Source organism: Janibacter sp. CFPM2_SD2 (genome assembly GCF_057364645.1).
Genome location: NZ_JBNFOF010000375.1, coordinates 1 through 960 on the forward strand (window position 1 = coordinate 1; position 960 = coordinate 960).

General features: G+C 74.7%; 3 protein-coding genes. All 3 read left to right on the forward strand.

Annotation, left to right across the window (positions count from 1 at the left end; translation table 11 throughout):
• Positions 1 to 187 precede the first annotated feature (187 nt).
• Complete coding sequence (locus tag AC2W7J_RS18455; RefSeq protein WP_485984243.1) at positions 188 to 448, forward strand: dienelactone hydrolase family protein; 261 nt, start codon at positions 188 to 190, stop codon at positions 446 to 448.
• Entirely contained in the window at positions 445 to 837 is a 393-nt protein-coding gene (locus AC2W7J_RS18460) for a dienelactone hydrolase family protein (protein ID WP_485984241.1), read from the forward strand. Before AC2W7J_RS18455 ends, AC2W7J_RS18460 begins: the two co-directional genes overlap by 4 nt.
• Positions 834 to 960 (forward strand): SDR family NAD(P)-dependent oxidoreductase (locus AC2W7J_RS18465; protein ID WP_485984245.1); only part of this gene is annotated, 127 nt, incomplete at its 3' end. The genes AC2W7J_RS18460 and AC2W7J_RS18465, both read left to right, overlap by 4 nt.

The following is a 960-nucleotide window of genomic DNA, read 5'->3' on the forward strand; positions in this document are numbered from 1 at the left end:
GTGATGCTCGGGGTCGCGCTGCGCGTCGCATTTCACGGACGCGGACCGGCGGCTGGCCACGGGGAATGGGGGGGGTCGTTAGCGTGCGGAGCATGCGCCCCTTCATCGAGATCCCGCGGCGGACGGGACGGCCGAGGCCGTCGTCGCCCGGCCCGACGACCAGCCGCACCCCGGCGTCCTGCTGTGCATCGACGCGCTCGGGCTGCGGGCCCGCATCGAGGAGATGGCCGACCGCATCGCGTCGTGGGGCTACATCGTCCTCGCGCCCAACACGATGTACCGCTCCGGCACGGCCGCCGAGACGACGCCCCGCACCGACCTGCGGATCCCCGAGGAGCGGGCCGCCTACGGCGCGGTCGCCGCGCCCTATCTCGCCGCGCTCGACGGGCCGGCGATGGAGCGGGACACCCCGCGCACGTCGCCGCGCTGCGGGCGCTCGACGGCGTGACCGACGGGCCGATCGGCGTCACGGGCTACTGCATGGGTGCGAAGTTCTCGACCCGCGTCGCCGGTATCGAGCCGAGCGTCGCGGCGTGCGGCGGCTTCCACGGTGCGCGTCTGGCCACCGACGAACCGGACAGCCCGCACCTGCGACTCGCCTCTGCCACAGCGGAGTTCGTCTACGGGCACGCCGACAAGGACCAGTCGATGCCGCCCGAGAGCGTCGCGCTGCTCGACCGCACGCTCGCCGAGCACGGGCTCACCGCGACGACCGCCGTCTACCCCGACGCCCCGCACGGCTACACGATGACCGACACCGCGAGCCACCAGCAGGCCGGCGAGGACCGGCACTGGCGCGAGCTGCGCGAGCTCTTCGACCGGACCCTGGGCGCATGAGCACGGCACTGGTCACCGGCGCGACCGCCGGCATCGGGCGCGAGTTCGCCGAGCAGCTCGCGGCGCAGGGGGCCGACCTCGTCCTCGTCGCCCGACGACCCCGAGGCGATGCGCCGCCACACC